Origin of the sequence: Kordia jejudonensis, from assembly GCF_001005315.1 — a bacterium.
GTDB classification, from domain to species: Bacteria; Bacteroidota; Bacteroidia; order Flavobacteriales; family Flavobacteriaceae; genus Kordia; species Kordia jejudonensis.
In genome coordinates this window covers 71,726-93,291 of the sequence record NZ_LBMG01000001.1, presented here as the reverse complement: position 1 = coordinate 93,291, position 21,566 = coordinate 71,726, and the positions used below count along the sequence as shown (strand labels likewise).

Here is a 21,566-nt window from a genome sequence, read left to right as displayed (position 1 = left end):
ATGAAAATCATTGCATTACCATTTGCAGGCGGAAGCAAACATTCATTCAACTATCTAAGAAAAGAATTAGAGAACAAAAGTATTGACTTGGTTGGTATTGGATATTTTGATTCGGTCAAAAACAATAAATATCATAAGAAAACCATTCAAGAAGTTGCAGCCATTATACTAAAATCGATCCTGCCTATTATTGCTGACGAGCCATATGTAGTGTACGGACATAGTATGGGCGCGTTGGTTGGATACGAAATTTGTAAAATAATAGCTCAAAAAAATCTGCCATTACCTTTAAAATTGGTTGTAAGTGGACGCAATGCACCTTGTCATTCCGTAGATCATAAAACATATACATTGCCAAGCGATAATTTCTGGAAAGTATTAGATGAATTAGGCGGTTTGCCCAACGAATTACTATTAGAAAAAAGCATTAGAGAAATGCTAGAACCTGGCTTGCGAAAAGATTTTGAATGTGTAGAAACATATCAATATCAAATAGCTCAAAAACTACCCATTCCTATCGATGTTTTTTATGGAACAACAGAAGGAATTAGCGAAAGCAACATATACGATTGGAATAGAGAAACGGACAAAAATGTACAGATACAACAACTTACAGGAAATCACTTTTTCATCTTCGATCACACACCATATTTTATTCAATATTTTCAAAGCATATTTCAAATAAATGCAACTATTTAAAATTTCTACAAAACAAGTCTTTTACTTACTCATGTATTCATTATTGAATTCTGTGTTAAGTTTTGTGATCATATTTATCATTAATAATGCGTTGTCGGGAAATCCAGTATTCTTGAAAAGTCATATGGGATTCGTGTTTTTAGGATTGGTTGTATACACGTATTTACTAAACATTGTATTTCAAAAATACCTCAATAAGTATGTATTTCTCATGTTATACAACAATGAGAAAAAACTGTTTAGAAAAATGTTACAAACGCCACTTAACATCCTTGAAAAACTGGGAACACAACGTTTTTTTACGGCAGTGGAAGACTTGCGAACGTTTTCTCTTTTGCCGTATACCGTAACACACACGGTAAATTCGTTGCTAATGCTCATTTTGTGTTTGATATATATGTTTTCATTGTCGGTTTCGGCGGCACTAATTGTTATTGGACTCGTCTTGGTAGTAGCCTTTAGTTATTTCATTGTAATGAATTCTATGTCGAAACACGTAGAAAAATTAAGAAGCTACAACGATTACTATTACAAATATGTACAAGATGTCATGAAAGGTTTCAAAGAATTGAAATTAAATTTCTTTCGCAGAAAAAACCTAATGAACAAGTTCTTATTTCCAAACCGAGATCAAGCTGGTGTATTAGATTTTAAAATTAACTATGTCTTTCTATCCATCAACTTAATCAGTCAATATGGATTGTATTTTGTCATAACAACCATTTTATTTTTATTACCCGAATGGGGAATTTTGAACCGAGAAGACATCATTGCGTACGTCGTTATCATTCTTTTTATTTCGGGTCCGATCAACAATTTGATCAATCTGCAACAAATGTATACGCGCTTTATGGTAGCCCGTAAAAGAATTAGAAATTTCATCAACGACTTTCAAATTCAACATGATGAAGTAGAAGTAAAAAGTGCAGCATCTTTTCAAAAAATTAATTTTGACAATATTGAATACAGTTACGAACAAGCTACAGAAGCTGACGAACAGCATTTTGTCTTGGGACCGATTAATTTAGAAATTAAAAAAGGAGAAACCATATTTATCATTGGAGGAAATGGTTCTGGGAAAAGTACATTTATTAAAACACTTACAGGATTATACGAACCTACTGGCGGAAACATAAAACTAAACGATTCTTTGATCGATTCTAAAGAAAACATTCAAAACTTAGTTGCGGCGGTATTTACCAACAATCATTTATTCTCTCAAAACTATGAAGATTACGAATTAGATGACAATATGCAATACGAAGAGTTGCTCAAACTGATGCAAATGGACACTGTGGTTGCGGACACTTCGGATGAAGCTAGTCGAAGAAACTTTTCTAAAGGACAAAGCAAACGTATGTCACTCATATTTGCACTTCTGGAGAAAAAACCAATTCTTGTGTTGGATGAATGGGCGGCAGATCAAGATCCACATTTTAGAAAATATTTCTATACCGAATTAATTCCAAGATTACAAAAACAAGGAAAAACCATCATTGCAGTAACACATGATGATATGTATTTTGAATATGCAGATCGTATTGTAAAATTCGATTACGGTCAAATAGTAAAAGATATCGATGCAGCAACCATCAAAGAACTAAAAGATGCTTCTTGGATTTAAGCCAAACACACACTAATTACCTCTTACTTTCAAACAAATACAAATTATGAATCAAGAATTATTAACGATACTCAAAGGCGCTTCTGATTATGATCAAGAAATTACGGCTACAACTCAATTGGAAGACGATTTAGGATTTACTTCCATGAAAATGATCATGTTTCTCAACAAAGCATGCAAATCTTTATCTATAAAAATGACCGATTTAGACGCCGAAAAAATAGGAGAATTCAAAACCGTAGAAGAACTCCTGAATTACCTAGCCACCTTTAAGCAATAAAAATAAAGGTGCAGTACCATTCTTTGTCAACGCAATGCCATATAAAACATACTTATCTATAAGATTGATTGTATCACCATAGAAAACATACACATATGAATACAGCAAAAACTTTAGCACATATTATTGAGCATTGGAGTATAGAAACTCCGAATCAGCTCGCAATTCTCAATCACAAAACAAGTTATACATTCAATGAGTTGGAGCATAAGTCTAACAACCTTGCACAACAAATGGTTGCGCATCACAATATTAAGTACGGCGATCGTGTATTGGTTATAACAGACAAAGCTTCAGAAATTATTGTTGCCATTATTGCTATATGGAAAGCAGGAGCTATTTATGTGCCAGTAGACAAAGAAAATGGAGTCAAAAGAACAGAATTTATTCTCAAAAATACCGACGCATGTTTGGTTATATCTTCTCAAAAATACCTTGATCGTTTCTCAGAAGTGATTCATGTACCGACAATTAATTACCAATCTATAGCAGCTTTGCATGACAAGGAAAGTAGTTTCAAAACCACTAACAATGATGAAACCAATGCAGGAGTTATCATTCATACCAGCGGTTCTACAGGAATGCCCAAAGGTGTTATTTTGAGTCATAAAAGTATGATTCAGTACTTTAAAGCGCATAACAATCTATTGCAATTTGATCAACATTCGCGAAACATAAATTTTGGACCGTATCATTTTGATGTAGGAATTCAAGATACTTTTTTACCCTTATTATTTGGAACAGGCGTATATGTATACACAAAGCTATTAATTCCTAGACTCATTCTAGATCTTGTAAAAAACAACGACATTACACACCTTATCTGTGTCTCTTCAGTATTGGCATTAATATCAGGAGATGCGGAAATGATTAGTAAATATCGTGATACAAAACTCAAAATTTTAATGACAGGCGGAGAAGTATGCGATGTAAAACTCATCAACCGTTGGCTCGACAGTGTGCCAGGACTCATCATACACAATGGTTATGGACCTACGGAGTGCAACTCTTTATGCATGGCACATACCATTACAGAAGCCGATCATGAGCGAACCAAACTATATCCTATTGGGAAAGGTTTTGAAGATGTAAAAGTAATGTTGATGGACGATAAAAACCAACCAATTCATACACCTAATACGGTGGGAACGCTGCTCATTGGCGGCGATCAATTAATGGATGGTTACTGGAATGCTCCAGATCAGACAGCAAAAGCATTTATTCATTTTGATGATGAAAAATATTATATAACGGGCGATTTGGCAAAGTTTGATGCGGATGGCAACTACTATTTTGAAGGACGAAATGACAGTGAAGTCAAAATATTAGGAAAACGCATCAATCTAAACGAAATAAGAGACGCGCTACTATCCATAGAAAATATTGACTATTGCATTGCAGACGTACTTGAATTCAAAGGAAAAAAACAAATATATGCGTATGTATTAGTTCAAAATGAAATAATCATGGAAGGCAAATGGTTGGCAGATCAACTGCGAACTATTTTACCAGAATATATGATTCCGAAGCATTTTTATATTACAGATAAAGTAATCAAAACAAGTTCTAATAAAATTAACGAGAAGAAAACAAAAGAATTTGTAAAAGCCAATTTGGTAACAGAAAAAACGGCTTAACAAACGAAGAATTTCAACCAATAATTTAAAAAAACATAAAACTATTTAGTATGAGCAATACAGATATAAAAAGTGTGATCATTGAAAAAATTCAAAACATAAGTGGTCAATTTAGCGAAGAAGAACTTGCCACGGTAGAAGAAATCGAAATCAAAAAAATAGGACTAGATTCTATGGTTCTTATTGGGTTTTTATTAGAGCTTGAAGAAGAAGGATATATCGACATTAGTGAGATAGAATATGAAGAAGCTCCTGAAACGATTGGCGATATAATAAGCATTATTTCCAAACAGGACAAAGCTTATTAAAAACACGGAAAAAAGTATCAGAACACTACGCTAACAAGCAAAATGTAAACAAAAATCATATGAAACTATATAATTTTTATAAAATGGGACGACAACGGTCACCATTCAAAATTAATAACGTTTGGCTTGTATCAAGTTACGACGATGTAAAATTTTGCCTAGAGGCGCATGAAACTTTTTCATCAAATAAATTTAAATACTTATTTGAAAAATCAGATTTAGCCGACATTGATCAAGGTGTTTTAAGCGAGGTGAAAAACATGCTAAATAGTTGGATATTACATTCCGATTACGCCGAAGAAGTTGTGCAACTAAAGTATCAACTAACCGCGTTAATTCATTCCTATGAAGATGAAGAATTCAAATCAATCATGGAAACTTCACTATCAAACATCACACAAAAAATTGATCCTCAGCGTTGTGATTTAAAAAATGATATTGTAATTCCGCTGATGATAAAACTTGCAAAATTCATTTTAAAAATAGATAAATCGTTCGACGAAAAAGAATGCTATACACACGTATTTCAAGTCGCTTATCTGTTGCAAAAAACAACGTTTACTAAAGATGATATTTTAGCGTTTCATGAAAGTTTAACGTATCTCAATGCTTGCGCGCCAAATCAGCTGAGTGCGTCAATGAAAATTCAATATGCGTTGATCATCTATGCAATGACGTTCAATACGTCTAATTTAATTACCAATACGTTGTTCAACATGTTTACGCATGATTATAATTGGGATGCTTTAAAAATAAAAGATATCATCACTGAAACATTACGAACGGAAAGTCCATTGCAGTCAGTAATGCGAGTGGCAACAACGGATATAGAAATGAACGGAAAACAAATAAAACAAGGAGACTTTCTTTCTGTAATTATTGGGAGCGCAAACCGTGACGAACGTGTATTTGGTGACAACGCTGAAGAATTTCTGATGAATCGAAAAAGAAAACCATTACTATCGTACGGTATAGGAATGCATCAATGTTTAGGACAAAAACTGTCGCAAAATATTGCAATACACATCATTCCGAAAATTTGGGAACTCGTTAAAACCTCCGAAATTCAACATATAACTTGGGAAGATTTGCAAGGTTTTAGAAGTGTAGAAAGTATGGTAATAAATGAAAAACACAAGGAAATTACCGTATGAGTTCATTAATCCAATCTAACATTTGTAAGCTCAATGCTGAAGAGGAAACTGTAAAATACATCAGTAAAGGACACGGAGAACCGATACTGTTTTTACATGGATTTCCTGATCATCCGCAGACATTTGCAGCGCAATTTGATTTTTTTTCCGAACAAGGATATCAAGTAATTGCTCCTTACATGCGCGGATATTATAAAGAAGGATACAACGAAAAAAAACCAATAACCGCTTTACAATTAGGCGTAGATTTATTAGACTTTATCGCAGCATTGCAACTAGAAAAAGTTCACGTAGTAGCGCACGATTGGGGTTGCGCTGCCGCATACACCGCAGTACGTATTGAACCATCGTTATTTAGCAGTCTTACCTGTATGAGTGTTCCGTATGGAAATGCATTGTACGATGAATTATGTAAAAATACAGTACAACAGAAGCAAAGTTGGTACTACTTTTTGCTCAACTCTAGTGTTGCCGCTACTGCAATTGCACATGACAACTTTAACATGATTGACGTATTGTGGAACGATTGGACCAATGAAGACATACTAACACAAGAAGAATTGGAACGTATTAAAGACATATTTAAGGACAATTACAAATACACAGTTTCATATTATAAAAATGCTTTTGCCGCTAATTTTTCATTACAACTATTGCCTTATCTCAAAAAAATGTCAAAAGAAGTAGCCGTTCCTTTTTTGCTAATTCACGGAGAAGATGATGCGTGTATATTATGGCAAACCGTTGAAAAAAATCTATCCTATACGATCTTTACGAAGATGAATTTTGTAAAAGTAAAAAATGCAAACCATTTTCCACATAGAGAACAATCCATGCTGGTAAACCAAGAAATTCTAGTTAACTTACAAATTAAATAATACAAAACAAACAGATGAAACAAATTGATAATCACGTTCAAGAATACATCGAAAGTAGTGTGTTATGTTGGTTGGCAACAGCTAACAGTAAAAATTTCCCGAATGTATCTCCCAAAGAAATGTTTCTAAACATAGATACAGAACACATATTAATTGCCAATATTGCGTCTCCAAATTCAATAAACAATATTGTCGAAAATCATCAAGTTTGTGTGAGTTTTATAAATATATTCATTCAAAAAGGATACAAAATCAAAGGTTTGGCAAGTATTATAGAAGTTGTCGATGCTGAATATGCAGCAATACTTGAAGTATTTCATAAAAAATATGGCACAGGATATCCTATCAAATCATTCATAAAAATAGCAATCAAAAAAATCTATCCAATCATTGCACCATCGTATAATTTTTATCCTGAAACAGCCGATAGCGTTCGCATTGAAGGTGCCATGAAAACATACAACGTAGCACCCATTTCTTCGAAAGAATAAACATACATACATATCTATCATAAAATAAGAAACAAACATCTTTGTTTCATGTCTTCGTACACGCAAAATGTAACCATAAAACTTGTTTGTACGTCAATTTTTTAGCAAATCAAAAAAGTGTACATCACTTCCCTGTTACCAAAACACTATTTAAAACGTAGCATTCGCAATACCTATTTTACAGCAACAATTCAGCTCATTTGTGCCTGAGTATCTGTCAATACAATATTTGGATGCTGCTCATTTAATAACTTTTAAAAACTCGATTATGAAAAAGCATTATGACTGCCTAATTATCGGTCACTCAAGAGGAAACCTCAAACGAACTGTAAAAATGTTTGAATTAGCATTTGGAAAACAATCTGCTGCGTATCAAGATATGGATCAAGGGTTTTTAACCTATGAAAACAATCCGTATACACCATTAGATTTTTTAAATCATCTCAATGGAGAAACATTTAAAGATACGCCACTATCCAACACAGATTTTTTATGGCCACCAATATTGGTCATTGGAAGTTTCTTGGCACAGCACAACATCACATTTGATCATGTGAGCGATGGTGACAATGTAGAACTCATAAAAAAGAAACTCAAAGAAAATACCTATACAACTATTGCCGTAACAACCACTTTATATGTAGAAGCAAATCCAATAGTGGCAATTACAAAAGTTATCAGAAGTTGCAATGTAGATGCTAAAATCATTGTTGGTGGTCCTTATATCATGAGTAATACGGCCGATGTACCTCAAAAAACCATCAATAAATTACTAACGCAACTATCTGTAGACGTTTGTGTGGTAAGTAGTGAAGGTCAAAAAGCACTGACCAACATTATCAATGCATTAAAAACAAATACCGATTTAGCGACGGTTAAAAATATAATCTTCAAAAACGATTCCGGAGAATTTATTCATAATGAAACCGAAATAGAATACAATGAAATGAAAACAAACCGAATTGACTATGCGCTTTTTAAAGAAGACTTTGCCAACGGTTTTGCTTCTATCGGAACCGCAAAATCATGTCCGTATGCGTGTTCGTATTGTACATTTCCGCAAAGGGCAGGAAGATATTCTTACCTAACGGTAGCAGAAGTGGAAGAAGAATTAAATCAACTCAATGACTTAGGAATTCATACACTCACTTTTTACGATGATACGTTCAATGTTCCAAAAAAACGATTCAAAGACATCTTACGAATGATGATTAAGAACAACTATAACTTCAAATGGAATTCATTTTTTAGAGCCGATCAGTGCGATGAAGAAACCATTGATCTTATGGCGGCTTCAGGTTGTGAAGGTGTATTCTTAGGAATGGAATCTGGAAGCGATTTGCAACTAAAACGAATGAACAAAACTTCAAGAAAAAAAGACTACCAATTTGCCATTCCACGATTAGAAAAACATAACATTCTTACACACGTAAACTTTATTGTTGGTTTTCCTGGAGAAACTGAAGAAACAATTCAAGAAACCATCGATTTTGTCAATGAATTTAAACCTGCCTTGTACAAAGCGCAAATATGGTATTGCGAAAAACTATCGCCTATTTGGAATGAACGTGAAACCTACGATATCCAAGGAGAAGGATTTGATTGGAGTCACAATACCATGGATTCCTTAGAAGCAATGAAATGGCTCGATCATTTCGTAGACAGCGTAGAAACAAGTATATACAATAGAGAAGAAGGTTTTGGACAATGGAGTTTCTTCTACCTACAACGAAAAGGTTTTAGTCTCGAACAAATAAAACAGTATGTACGTAGTTTCTACGACATTGTATTCTATCAACGCAAACACCAAACCAAAGAAATTCCTGCGGAAATGCTCGCATCACTAATGGAATCAGGAAAATTATCTACAAACAATGTAGAAGTATACTAACACTAAATGACAATTACGTCACGTCACCAAAAATAAAATTAAAAATGAAAATATACGATGCTATCGGAGTTGGTTTTGGACCAGCTAACATTGCTGTTGCTTGTGCAATGGAAGAAATGGAATTCAGTAAAAATGTATTGTTTTTAGAAGCAAGATCAGCATCTATTTGGCAAGAATATATGCTTTTTGAAGATTCTGACATTCAAAATCATCCACTGCGCGATTTAGTAACGCCCAGAAATCCTAGAAGTAAATACAGCTTTACAAACTTTCTGTTTGAACACGATCGTTTATTTGATCATCTAAATGTAGGCATGTATTTTCCTTACAGAATTGAATACACGCAGTACATCAATTGGGTGGCTTCACACTTTAATCATATAACTCAATATGATACCAAAGTAACCCAAATTAGTGTGGTCAATTATGCAGATGAAAAAATATACAATATTGAAGATGAAAGCGGAAAAGTATATTACGCTAAGCGAATCATTGTAGCACCTGGAAGAACGCCAAATATTCCAAAAGAGTTCAAAAATCTACACACAGATCGCGTCGTTTTCTTAAGCTCATATCTAGAGAAAATAACGAAACTCTCAAAAGCACAAACGCTTAAAAAAGTAGCCGTTGTAGGCGGAAGTCAAAGTGCCATAGAAATCATGTTGCACCTATCGGCAAATTTCCCAGATACAGAAGTTATTGGGTTTCACAGAGCTTTTGGATTCAAGCAAAAAGATGTAAATCCATTTACGGGAGAAGTCTATTATCCTGAATTTGTTGACTTCTTTCACAAATCTAACGACGAAGTAAAAAAACGTTTGCTAGGCGATTTATATCTAACAAATTACTCTGCAAGTGATTTAGACGTATTAGAAACACTCTACAAAAAAATATACTTGCAAAAAATTCAAAACAAGCAGAAAATATTCATCCGTAGAAGTTCCGATATTCAGTCTGTAGAAGCGCATAACGCAGCATTAAAAATTTCCTATACACAATTAGAAAAAGAAAATATGCAGGAGGAAAACTTTGATTTAGTCGTATTGGCAACAGGATTCAAGAATACGGGAATTGCCGAAAATGAAGAAGCGTTGCATCCGCTACTACAAAACGTTTCGTCGCTCATAGAAGTAGATACAAATAACCTTATAAAAGTAAACTACAACTATTCATTAAACCTTACGGGAACACAAAAAAATACGTTCTTTCTAAACGGACTTTGCGAATCATCACACGGAATGGGCGATGCAGGATCCTTTAGTTTATTAGCACTTCGCTCCCAAAAAATTGTAGAATCTATAAAAGAAACAGTTCCATTTCAGATAAATACAAAGAACATTTCTGCATAGTTCATACTACAAAATCCTAAAAACAATTGCCGCTACTTTTTAATCGGATACCACAATCTACATTCGATTAAACAAACTTTTTACTAATTAAAAATTGTACAATTATGCATAAAAATAGTAATACAATTTCGGAAAAACCTATTGATTTACATCACTTTGCATCTAATGGTAAATCAGGGAATGAAAAATACTTACATAGACAACGAAAATTTGAATCGAATGCTCGAAGCTATCCTAGAAGAATTCCTATAGCAATAAAAGAAGCGCAAGATATCTACGTTACAGACGTTGAAGGAAATCAATACATCGACTGTTTGTCGGGCGCAGGATCTTTAGCATTAGGACACAATCATCCATGCATCCATGAAGCCATTCAAAAATGTATTGACACTAAACTTCCACTACTAACACTCGATATTACCACACCTATAAAGGATAAATTTGTAGAAACGCTGTTTGGAATTTTGCCCAAAGGTTTCCGAGAAAATGCAAAAGTTCAATTTTGCAGTCCATGTGGAGCTGATGCTATTGAAGCAGCCATAAAACTTACAAAAATTGCTACGGGAAGATCTTCCGTTTTTGCGTTCTCAGGAAGTTACCATGGAATGACAAACGGTGCATTATCACTGACGGCAAACACCAAAGTAAAAGACCAAGCACTGAATTTAATGAAAGACGTATTCTTTATGCCATTTCCATATTCATATCGGTGTCCATTTGGCGTTGGAGGAGTAGAAGCAGAAAAAATATCGTTACACTACATCGAAAACCTTTTATCAGACTCACACAGTGGCGTTCTAAAACCAGCAGCATTTATTTTAGAAGCTGTACAAGGAGAAGGCGGAACCATTGTGGCTTCACCATATTGGCTACAAGGAATTAGAAGGATTACCAAAAAATACGACATTCCGCTCATCGTTGACGAAGTGCAAGCAGGCATCGGAAGAACTGGAGACATGTTTGCCTTTGAAGAAGCAGGCATCACGCCAGATGTAATTGTCATATCAAAAGCTATTGGAGGAAGCTTACCCTTATCACTAATTGTATACAGAGATCATCTTGACAAATGGACGCCAGGATCGCATGCAGGAACATTTAGAGGAAACCAAATGGCAATGGCAACAGGAACAGCCGTACTAAATTACATTACAAAACACCAACTTGTTCAAAATTCCAAGAAAAAAGGCATACACATGCTCAAAATTTTCAATGAATTCAAAGCGCTATATCCATTTATAGGCGATGTAAGAGGAAGAGGATTAATGCTTGCTATTGAAATTGTGGATACTGACAAAAAAACAAGTCACTTAGGTTCATATCCTACAAGTCCAAAACTAGCTTCCGAAATTCAAAAAAGGTGTTTTGACAAAGGACTAATTATTGAAACAGGCGGACGAGAAAGTTCGGTACTAAGACTATTACCGCCACTCACTCTCACCGATGAGCAAGCCAAAGATATTCTTTTCATTCTTGATGAAGTATTCAAATCAATTAACAAAAACTAACTATATGGGAACTATAAAAAAACTAGACTGGAACAACTTAAAACATGAATATGGTGTAGATGGTCAACGCCTATTACCATGGAATGGGAATGCTCAGTCTCCATTTCCATTTGGAGGTGCTTATTGCATATGTCGTTCAAAAACAGATTCGTTAGCGCATGTCAATTCGCCTGCTGATGAAGAAGAAATGTTTATCGTCATAAGTGGAAAAGCACTCGTAAACATCAATGGAGAAATGACAGAAATGAACCAAGGAGACATTGTACACATTCCAGCGGGAGATCATCATTACGTATCCAATCCATTTGATGAAGATTTTCACTTTTATGCACTATGGTGGAATGGTGAAATACTTTCAGAACACACAAATAAAAAGTAAATTATGGGGAAATATATCGTTACAATTGCACCACCAACACCTAATGGAAATCTTCACTTAGGGCACATTTCAGGACCATTTTTGGCGGCTGATGTATTTGCACGACTTCGCAGAATGATGGGTGATGATGTTTTATTTGTTTCCTATTCTGATGATTATCAAGATTATGTTGCACTCAAAGCAATACAACAAAACAAAGATAAATTTGAATTGGCTACGCACTTTGGTAATCGTATTGAAGCAACACTCAAAGGAATAGATATTGATTTGGATATCTTCTTAAAAGCATATCAAAATGAACATTATACTGCTGCCATCAGAATGCTGTATCAAAATGCAGTAAAAAAAGGAACCATTCAGAAAACGACAATGCAAGTTCCCTATTCGGAAGAAGATCAGCAATTTGGATATGAAGCATTTGCAAGAGGAATTTGTAACTATTGTGGCTCGCATTCTGACGCAAGTCAATGTGAAGCTTGTGCAAACAGTCCTGTACTCGAAAAAATGGAAAACATGGTTTCTTACCTTACCAACAAGCCTGTGCAGTTTGTCGAAAAAGAACGTGAATATCTCCAATTAGAAAAATACAAAGAGTTCCTACAACAACTATATACCGAAAATGAAGTTAGAGATTACTTAAACATTTTTATAAATCATATCCTGAATGAAAGCGAACTAGATTGGTGTATTGATCGTCCTGGTGGACACGGAATCGATTTAGAAATAGATGGAGAACACAAAACAATTCACACTTGGTTTTCTGGTATTGCAGGATATTTGGCAGCTTCCAAAGAATTTTGGACACAAAACAATGCCGCAGAAAAACATGCCTATTTTTGGAAAGATACTGCTACACGGATTGTCAATTTTTTAGGTTTCGATTGTTCTTTTAGTCACGCTATTGTATATCCATCACTACTTTCAAACCTTGAAGGCTATACCAATAACTTCACGGCATTGACAAATAAATTCTTAAAACTTGAAGGTGGCGACTTCTCAACAAGTAGAAATCACGCCATATGGGTAGATGATATTCTAAAAGATTACAGCGCAGATGGTGTGCGTTTTCATTTGGCGCTCATTTCACCAGAAAAAGAAATTAGAAACTTTGAAATGCTCAAATTTACACATTGGTATACAAACTTTTTTGAACGTGGAATACAGCGTATCGAAAGCGTTTTTGAAGCCGTAACCGATATTGACAAACACATCACAAAATTACAAAATACCACCGATGAGGTACTTTTAAATTTCTATAAAAAATGGTCTCATCATGGCGAATTAAAACACTTTTCTATCAATGGAATTGCTTCAGTATTACAAGAATTATTAGAATATATCTTGAAATTATATGCAAACAAAGAAGCAGACAAAATTGTAGAAGCGTCAATACTTTATGTGTCTTTAAGCACACCAATTCATCCTACACTTTCAAACCAATTCATGGAAAAGTATACAATGAAAAACAAAGTATTTGCACACACCTTATTTAACAAATCGATAGTATCTTAAAAATGGCAAAAAAAGTATACGACACTGTTGTCATTGGCGGCGGAATTTATGGTGCAAGTTGTGCTTATTTTCTAAAAAACAAAGACAATTCAGTACTACTTATTGAAAAAAATAAAATAGGGAGTTCAGGTGCTACAAGTTATTCCAGAGGAATTACAAGAGTATACGATCCTGTGCCATCTCTTAGCAGACTTTCGTATACATCTTTGCAATACTTTCTCAATTGGGACAAGCACAACTTACCCGGAAAAAGCCCGTACAGCAGTTCAGGTTTTGTATATCTCATGGATAAAAAACATGCTGAAAAAGCAGCTTCTTTTTCTCAAGAAATGGGCAATAGCGACTATCCAATCACAGTTTTAGAAAGTAAAGCAATTGCGCAAAAATATCCTTGGATCAAAAATACTGTCAACAAAATTGCAATATATGAACACCTTGGTGGTTATGGAAATCCGACACAAACAGCAATCAATTTTGCTAACGGATTCAAAGAAAAAAAAGGAGAAGTATATGAAAATTGTTGTGTGCAAGCCATCAAACAAATAAGTGATCAACTTTGGGATATAGTGTTGCCACACGACACGGTACAATGTAAATCAATAGTGTTAACAGTTGGCGCCTATACCAAGAAAATACTGCCAACGTTGCCCATTTTTACACGTTCCATATCGCTCACACAATTGGTAGATCATACAAAAGCCATCAATATTTCACTAATTGATGAAACCATAGAAACGTACATTCGTCCAAATGCAGGCGGAAGCTTCTATGCAGGAAGTCAGGTATTTGAAATACAAGACACGCCCGATCTTTTAAACGAAAGTAATAGTAATGAAGTGGTAGACGCAATGACACGTTTGAACGATTTGATACAGAAAAAAACTGCGCATCAAGCTTTCAACGCAATGAAAGGCTACGATAGCTACACTGAAGAAAAAGCACCAATTGTTCAGTTTATAAAAAACCAGCCAGGACTCTATGTAGCTGCCGGATTCTCAGGAAGAGGTTACAAATGTTGCATTGCCATTGCAAAGGAAATCAGTACCCAAGTACACGCCTATCTTAACTCACAAACGGTTGAGAACAAACTCAAATGGCGCTACAAATTATAACCGTTTATTACTAACAATAATCACACAAAAAAATGATACGTATTGGAATATCAGCAGATTTATCACCAAACGGCTCTATACATCAAGATACGTTTATCAATGCCGTAAAAATGGCAGCAAAAAACCTTGAACTAGAAAAAAGAGGGATTGAACTTATATGGGAAAATGATTTCGCTACAGCTGAAGGAGGAACAATCGCTGCACAACATATAGTAGCCAAGCAAGTACATGCGGTTATTGGACATTATGCCTCAGCCGCTGCAAAAAATGCTTTAAAAACGTATAAAAATGCATTTCCAGTATTCTTGCCAGCCGCAACGGCAGATGCACTGACGCGAGATTTTCCAAATGCTTTTCGACTTTGTGGAAAAGATTCTGACTTAGCTGCATTTATAAAAAATGAATTTCAAAAAATTAAGACACATACTTTATACATTGATCACGACAATTCAACACATGGAATTGCTCTATCAACACTCATAAAAAAACAATTACGTACGTTAACACATGTATCACTTGTACAATCTATTGCAACTGCAAACAAGGTAATGTACGTCGGGAATTACAATCACAGTATCAAGTTTATAGAAAAAAATCTAACAGACTTAAAAACCATTGATGAAATATTCTTTACCGACGATTTAGTACGTCCTGAACTTCCTAAAAAACTAGGTCATATTGATCAAAAAGTAGTTGTATTTGGGTACGAACACGCTTCTCAATGCAAAACGGCAACACGCGTAAACAATCAGTATTACAAACAGTTTTCCGATTATCCAATGACGTATTTCTTAGAAACATACGCTGCGATAGAAATTGTTGTGCAACTGTATACCACAAATACATTGAGCGATTGGCAGCAACAATTGCACAAACAAACGTGGAAAACGTGTATCGGAGACCTCACTTTTGACACCTATGGAGACTCAAATTTCAAACGATTTGCAAAATGGTCAATTGAAAACACACAATTAGTTGTGGTAGAAAACTATAACTAAATACTGTATACATACTACAGCTGTAAATTAATCTTAAAAAATTTGAATTATGGATAACTTAAGTTCAAATCTTTTTCCTGAAATAGCGGTGCAAAACAACTTTAAAGATGTGGAGCATGATATTTCTATTGCTCAAATAGAAGCAGATTTTCGAAAATTGTATCAAATCTTATGTCCAGAATTGGTGCAATTAAAAATAAATCTTGATGATGAAACCTATGCTAAAATTGCAGCAATAAGTCATGGCGATTTGTACGCGCGTGTGGCACAAGATCCTATTACAATTGCGCCTTCATTTATATATAAATTATCACGCTCGTACAAAGTAATATTTTATTACAGATTGGCACATGAACTTTTTTACGTTGACAATGAGAACGAAAAAATTAGTAACTTATGTAAATATTATGCGTTTTACATCTCAGAAGAAGCGACTAAAACGACAACAATTGAAATTCATCCTCAAGTAAAAATAGGAAAGAATTTTGTAATCGATCATGGAGTAAATACGCTTATTGGCGCAACATCTCAAATAGGTGACAACTGCACATTACTAAATAATGTACTGTTGGGCGCACGTAAAATTACATTTAATCCAGTTGGGAAAAGACATCCTACCTTGGGCAATAATGTACACGTGGCAAGAGGTGTACAAATCTTAGGTCCTGTACAAGTAGGATCGGATTCCAAAATAGGACCAGATTGTGTTATTGTCAATGATATACCTGAAAAAACCATCGTAAAAAAAATAGTGACACAACAAATATCAACACAAAAATAAAGCATACAAAACGCATTAATTTTTACACTAAATGACAACACTAATTACAAATAACGCAGACTGTTTTAATGATTTAGCACAACTATTTGATGCCTACAGAGTTTTTTATCGTAAAACATCCGATCTTTCAGGAGCAAAAGCTTTCTTAGAAGAACGTATAAAAAACAAAGAATCTGTCATTTATGTTTCGTGCGATCAAAATAAAACCGTCACAGGATTTGTACAATTATATCCGCTGTTCTCTTCAACACAAATGAAGCGAATGTGGTTGCTCAATGATTTATTTGTAGCTACTGCACAACGTGGAAAAGGATTTTCAAAAGAACTCATAAACGCAGCCAAAAATCATTGCAAAACTTCAGGATATTGCGGACTTATGTTAGAAACCGAAAAGAATAATACAGTTGCCAATAAACTCTATGAAGTCACTAATTTTGAACTTGATACATTGCACAATTTTTATTATTGGGATGTTACTTCTAACGCATAAAAACGGTTAGAACAACTAAAAGTACCAGATTTAAGAAGAAAAGCCGCTTCTTACCATTTCCAAATCCATTATGAAACTTACACTACCACAACAAGATGTCTATTTTGAACAACTCTTGTACCCAAATGATCCAATATACAACATTGGGGCAAAAGTTGCGATTGAAGGTATGTTAGATGTAAACGTTTTTGAAAAAGCATACCAAGCTTTAATCAATCAACATGATACGTACCGAACCACATTTCGTATAGAAAATGTTGCTGTTATTCCTTCGATACAAAACCATTATACAGGAGCTTTATCCTTTCAAGATTTTTCTAAAAGTACAAATGCCGAAGCAGAAGCTACTGCGTTTATGCAAGCAAACTTTCAAAAAACATTTGAAGTTGTTTCAGGAGCATTCCTGCATAAATTTATCTTAGTAAAAGTAGCGCCAGAAAAACACTATCTTTTTTCGGTATATCATCATATCATTACGGATGGTTGGGGAACTTCGTTGATGTTTCAGCGTTTGGTAAAAAATTACAATGAAATTATAACAAACGGAAGTGTAATTTCAGAATATCCTTATACCTACAAAGACTTTGCAGAAGATGATAAAGCGTATCAAACTTCGGAAGCATACCAAAAAGACAAAGCGTATTGGCTAGAAAGATTCAAAATACTACCTGAACATCTTTTTCAAAAGAAAAACCCAAATACACAAGAAGCAATCAGTGATCGTAACGCAATTTTTATCAAACGCTCACAGTACAATGCTATCAATCTACAAGCAAAAGAATGTAAAGTAAGTACCTTTCATTTCATTCTCGGAGCGCTCTTTTTGTACTTTAGTCGTGTACATCAAAATACGGACTTCGCCATTGGATTACCTGTATTAAACAGAGGAAAATCGATATTTAAAAAAACAGTGGGTTTATTTATGGGAATTTCGCCATTGCGAATGAAAATAGACCACAATGCAACATTTGCCGAATTGCTAACTGCCATTCGAGGACAACTGCGTCAAGACTATCGACACCAACGTTTTCCTTTGGGGAAATTAGCACAAGGTTTGCACAATTTTCAAGATAAAGAACGGTTATTCAATATTTCGCTATCGTATGAAAAGCAAAACTATGCAGCGCACTTTCAACACACAAAAACTACTGTAATTCCGCTTACACACGGAGCAGAACGTGTGGCATTGGCAATATATATTCGTGAATTTGATGAACATGAAGACGTTAAAATTGATTTCGATTACAATCTTAATTACTTTGATGCAGTACAAATCAAGCAACTTACGGAACACTTTCAATCGTTGCTACGTGAACTTTTAAAAAATCCTCATGCAGCACTTTCTTCGTACGATTTTCTATCTGTAGCAGAAAAAAAACAATTGCTGTACGATTTTAACGATACAAAAGTAAGTTATCAAAACGGCACAACACTTTTAGACCTTATAAAAGCAACTGTAGCACACTCTCCAAATGCAATAGCGGTAAAAGATGCCAACACTTCGCTATCTTATAAAGAACTACATGAAGTTTCCAATACTGTTGCGCAAAACATCGTACAATTGGATATAAAATCGGCTTCCATTGGCGTATTACTCAATCGTAGTGTAGCTACAATTTCGATACTCTTAGGAATTCTTAAAGCTGGAAAATCATACATTCCGCTCGATCCTACATTTCCTCACAGTCGATTGCAATACATTGTTCATCATAGTGGTGTAGCTACCATAATTGCAGATCAATCGTATGACGAATCGTTTGAAAATTGCGAATTAATAGCATCCGAAACTATCTTACAAACAACAGATGACAAGGAATTTACAGCGCTGCCAAAAATTGAAGAAACACAAACAGCGTACATCATTTACACGTCAGGATCAACTGGAAATCCCAAAGGTGTTGAAATTGAGCACAAAGCATTGCTAAACTTTTTGCGAAGTATGCAACAAAAACCAGGAATAACACCAAATGATACCTTATTTGCAGTCACAACATATTCCTTTGACATTTCCATACTAGAATTTTTCTTGCCATTAATCTCGGGCGCATCCGTCTACATTGCTTCCAATGAAACCTTAGCAGATTATGCACAAACGATCACAACACTCAAAAAACAATCGCCAACAATTATTCAGGCAACGCCAAGTTTTTATCAACTATTAATCAATGGTGGATGGAAAGGAAACAAAGCATTAACGATAGTCTGCGGAGGCGATTTGTTGAGCGAAGATTTGGCGGCACAACTCTTATCCAATTCCAAGGCATTGTGGAATATGTACGGTCCGACAGAAACCACAATTTGGTCTTCTACCAAAAAAATTACGGAAGCCAAAGAAGCCAACAACATCGGATCGCCAATTGCAAACACACAATTTTACGTTCTTGATAATCAATTACAACTATTGCCCAAAGGAAGTATTGGAACCTTATACATAGGAGGTAATGGTTTGGCAAAAGGTTACGTTAACGATCCTGAAAAAACGAACGCACAATTTATTTCAAATACGTTCAATAGCGGACGAATATACAATACCAACGATTTGGTCAAATGGAATGAAAAAGGCGAATTGTTATTTTTGGGAAGAAACGACAATCAAGTAAAAATTCGTGGATTCCGTATAGAATTGGAAGCTATAGAAACCAAGCTGAACGAAATTCCTGCGATTACAAAAGCTGTAGTTGTTGCCAAAAAGCAAAAAGGGCAAGAAGCGTTTTTAGTAGCGTACATTCAAAAACACGATACAAAGTACGAGCTACACAATGTATTGGAAATATTAGAGCGTCAACTGCCTTTGTACATGATTCCTAAAGTAGTACAAGAAGTGGATGATTTTCCGTTGACAATGAACAAAAAGATCGACCGAAAAGAACTCACTCAACGTAGCATTAAAGCAAAAGCACACACAGAAAAATTACCAAAAACAACATTCCAAAAGCAATTAATAGCTTTGTGGAAAACGGTGTTGCAATATCCACACAACATTAGCACAATTGATAACTTCTTTAGTCTTGGCGGTCACTCATTAAATGCGGTAAAACTTTCGCATCGTATCAACGAAGAATTTAGCCATGCTATTGGATTAAAAACTATTTTTCAATATCCAACAATTGCTTCCTTAGCAAACTATCTGGAAAGTCTTAAAAATGAAGAAATAACACATATACAACCTGCTATTTCAAAGGAATTATATGCAATTACACCTTCACAATATCAACTTTGGGTAGCTTCACAAACCAAAGAAAAGTCCATTGCATATAACATGTCGGCAGCTTATGAAGTTCATGGGAAAATTGATCAAAGCAAGCTTGAACGTGCTATTTCAACAGTGATTCAAGCCAATGAAATCTTACGCACCAATTTTGTTGAAAAGCAAGGACAAGTATTTCAAAAAATAAAATCGATAGGACAAGTTAATTTCTCCATTTCTCTCATACAAACGCATCCTGAAAAAGCACAAAACTATATTGAAGAATGTATCAATTCGCCTTTCAATTTGGCAGAAGACTTATTGGTACGCATATTGCTCATTCAAGTAAATCTGGATACTAATATCTTGGTATTTTGCACGCATCATATCGTTATGGACGGAATTTCCTTAGAACTATTCACACAACAACTCAGCAATGCACTTTTGGAACAAGAACGAGAAGAAAATGCATTGCAATTCAAAGATTATGCAGAATGGCTTCAAAACCATACTGACACGGAAAAGGCAAGCTCTTTTTATCAAGAATATCTAAAAGAATATGTAAGTAAAGAAAGCATTCCTGTAGATACCATTACAAGTCAAACCACCAACAAAGGAGTGGACCATACGGTTACATTTTCCAAAGAATTTACAAACGACATATACAAATTGGCTCAACAGCAAAAAGTGTCTGTTTATCAACTCGTTGTAACCATTATCAATAGTATTATTTTCATAGCGAGCGAACACACGGATATTGTTGTTGGTACCGTACATTCAGGACGTTCACATGCTGATATTGCTACACTTATTGGGATGTTTGTAAAAACCGTGCCGCTACGTACGCAATTTTCCAAACAGACTACATTTGAAGACGTATTATCTAGCGTACAACACGAATTGATGCGCTTGGAAGCATATCCTGAAATTCCATTAGCAATGACTAAAAAGGAATTATTTGATGTGCTCATTACATATCAAAAACCAGATTTTTCGTATCAAGAAGAAATCAACATTGGTAAGTTAAAGTTACGTTACCTTCCAACAGCATCGATATACAGTCGTACTCCGTTGTTATTCAATTTCTTTCAAATAGAAGATTGTCTGAAACTAACCATTTCTTACAACACGGATCGTTATGAAGCATCAACTGCGATATACATAGGAGAACTTTTTGAAAAAATAGGAACGCAAGTTGTCTTAAATTCTTCTATAACTTTGGCAGCTATAAAAGATAAAATATATAATAATTTGTCAACGCAAGTTGATTTCGATTTTAATTTTTAATACA

General features: G+C 34.7%; 18 protein-coding genes. All 18 read left to right on the top strand.

The window, feature by feature from the left end; translation table 11 throughout:
* The 18 genes from AA089_RS00355 to AA089_RS00270 all read left to right on the top strand — a co-directional run bounded on the left by AA089_RS00355 (position 1) and on the right by AA089_RS00270 (position 21,562).
* Positions 1-699, top strand: a complete 699-nt coding sequence (locus AA089_RS00355) for a thioesterase II family protein (protein ID WP_046754915.1) — start codon at positions 1-3, stop codon at positions 697-699.
* Positions 686-2,323 (top strand): cyclic peptide export ABC transporter, encoded by a 1,638-nt coding sequence (locus tag AA089_RS00350; RefSeq protein ID WP_046754914.1) that lies wholly within the window; start codon positions 686-688, stop codon positions 2,321-2,323. Before AA089_RS00355 ends, AA089_RS00350 begins: the two co-directional genes overlap by 14 nt.
* A 46-nt stretch (positions 2,324-2,369) precedes the next feature.
* Positions 2,370-2,603 carry an acyl carrier protein gene (locus AA089_RS00345; protein ID WP_046754913.1) on the top strand — a complete coding sequence of 78 codons (234 nt, stop codon included), beginning with the start codon at positions 2,370-2,372 and terminating at the stop codon, positions 2,601-2,603.
* Positions 2,604-2,698: 95 nt separating this feature from the next.
* Complete coding sequence (locus AA089_RS00340) at positions 2,699-4,240, top strand: amino acid adenylation domain-containing protein (RefSeq protein ID WP_046754912.1); 1,542 nt, start codon at positions 2,699-2,701, stop codon at positions 4,238-4,240.
* A gap of 50 nt (positions 4,241-4,290) precedes the next feature.
* Entirely contained in the window at positions 4,291-4,548 is a 258-nt protein-coding gene (locus AA089_RS00335) for a hypothetical protein (protein ID WP_046754911.1), read from the top strand.
* A 59-nt stretch (positions 4,549-4,607) separates the two neighbouring features.
* Entirely contained in the window at positions 4,608-5,702 is a 1,095-nt protein-coding gene (locus AA089_RS00330) for a cytochrome P450 (protein ID WP_082113157.1), read from the top strand.
* Positions 5,699-6,580 (top strand): alpha/beta fold hydrolase, encoded by an 882-nt coding sequence (locus tag AA089_RS00325; protein ID WP_046754909.1) that lies wholly within the window; start codon positions 5,699-5,701, stop codon positions 6,578-6,580. The genes AA089_RS00330 and AA089_RS00325 overlap by 4 nt, the downstream gene beginning before the upstream one ends.
* A gap of 14 nt (positions 6,581-6,594) precedes the next feature.
* A complete protein-coding gene (locus AA089_RS00320) occupies positions 6,595-7,071 on the top strand; it encodes a pyridoxamine 5'-phosphate oxidase family protein (RefSeq protein ID WP_046754908.1) in 477 nt (158 codons plus the stop codon).
* A gap of 268 nt (positions 7,072-7,339) precedes the next feature.
* A complete protein-coding gene (locus AA089_RS00315; RefSeq protein ID WP_082113156.1) occupies positions 7,340-8,962 on the top strand; it encodes a radical SAM protein in 1,623 nt (540 codons plus the stop codon).
* A gap of 44 nt (positions 8,963-9,006) precedes the next feature.
* Positions 9,007-10,311, top strand: coding sequence for a SidA/IucD/PvdA family monooxygenase (locus AA089_RS00310; protein WP_046754906.1), 1,305 nt, complete (start codon positions 9,007-9,009; stop codon positions 10,309-10,311).
* A 104-nt stretch (positions 10,312-10,415) separates the two neighbouring features.
* Positions 10,416-11,816, top strand: a complete 1,401-nt coding sequence (locus AA089_RS00305) for a diaminobutyrate--2-oxoglutarate transaminase (protein ID WP_082113155.1) — start codon at positions 10,416-10,418, stop codon at positions 11,814-11,816.
* A gap of 4 nt (positions 11,817-11,820) precedes the next feature.
* Entirely contained in the window at positions 11,821-12,195 is a 375-nt protein-coding gene (locus tag AA089_RS00300) for a cupin domain-containing protein (RefSeq protein WP_046755011.1), read from the top strand.
* 3 nt (positions 12,196-12,198) lie between these two features.
* The gene (locus AA089_RS00295; protein ID WP_053002141.1) at positions 12,199-13,707 is read left to right on the top strand and encodes a class I tRNA ligase family protein; all 1,509 of its coding nucleotides are present in this window, start codon (positions 12,199-12,201) and stop codon (positions 13,705-13,707) included.
* A 2-nt stretch (positions 13,708-13,709) separates the two neighbouring features.
* The gene (locus AA089_RS00290; protein ID WP_046754905.1) at positions 13,710-14,819 is read left to right on the top strand and encodes an NAD(P)/FAD-dependent oxidoreductase; all 1,110 of its coding nucleotides are present in this window, start codon (positions 13,710-13,712) and stop codon (positions 14,817-14,819) included.
* Between the two features lie 32 nt (positions 14,820-14,851).
* Positions 14,852-15,817 (top strand): ABC transporter substrate-binding protein, encoded by a 966-nt coding sequence (locus tag AA089_RS00285; RefSeq protein WP_046754904.1) that lies wholly within the window; start codon positions 14,852-14,854, stop codon positions 15,815-15,817.
* A gap of 49 nt (positions 15,818-15,866) precedes the next feature.
* Positions 15,867-16,598 carry a serine O-acetyltransferase gene (locus AA089_RS00280; RefSeq protein ID WP_053002140.1) on the top strand — a complete coding sequence of 244 codons (732 nt, stop codon included), beginning with the start codon at positions 15,867-15,869 and terminating at the stop codon, positions 16,596-16,598.
* 31 nt (positions 16,599-16,629) lie between these two features.
* On the top strand, positions 16,630-17,088 hold the full coding sequence (locus tag AA089_RS00275) for a GNAT family N-acetyltransferase (RefSeq protein WP_046754903.1): 459 nt from the start codon (positions 16,630-16,632) through the stop codon (positions 17,086-17,088).
* A gap of 70 nt (positions 17,089-17,158) precedes the next feature.
* Positions 17,159-21,562 carry a non-ribosomal peptide synthetase gene (locus tag AA089_RS00270; protein WP_046754902.1) on the top strand — a complete coding sequence of 1,468 codons (4,404 nt, stop codon included), beginning with the start codon at positions 17,159-17,161 and terminating at the stop codon, positions 21,560-21,562.
* The last annotated feature ends 4 nt before the right edge of the window (positions 21,563-21,566 follow it).